The sequence below is a fragment of the Vibrio genomosp. F10 str. 9ZD137 genome, assembly GCF_049974785.1.
Lineage (GTDB): Bacteria > Pseudomonadota > Gammaproteobacteria > Enterobacterales > Vibrionaceae > Vibrio.
Genome location: NZ_JBNGCJ010000143.1, coordinates 1 through 255, shown reverse-complemented (window position 1 = coordinate 255; position 255 = coordinate 1). Strand labels below are relative to the sequence as shown.

General features: G+C 45.9%; 1 pseudogene. It reads left to right on the top strand.

Going from position 1 to position 255, the window contains the following annotated elements:
• Positions 1 to 255 (top strand): annotated as a pseudogene (locus ACP45E_RS01780) (ABC transporter permease); the annotation flags it as partial.

The window sequence follows — 255 nt, the reverse complement described above, 5'->3', positions numbered from 1 at the left end:
AACCTTGTGTATCTCAGCGATGCTGTCGGTGGGAGAAGGAATTCGTCAAAGTGTGCTTAAAACAGCACAAAATGGCAATGGTAATTTAATTTATCTTTCAGGGGGAATAGCTACGGTTGATCATGGTTCTTTTCATAAAGGTAAAGCCCTGAAGCTAACAATAGAGGATTCGAAAGTAATACAGGCTCTACCTGGCGTCAAAACGGTGGGCCCGACAGCTGTGTGGGATGAACGGAGATCGGGAGAGCGGTTCAG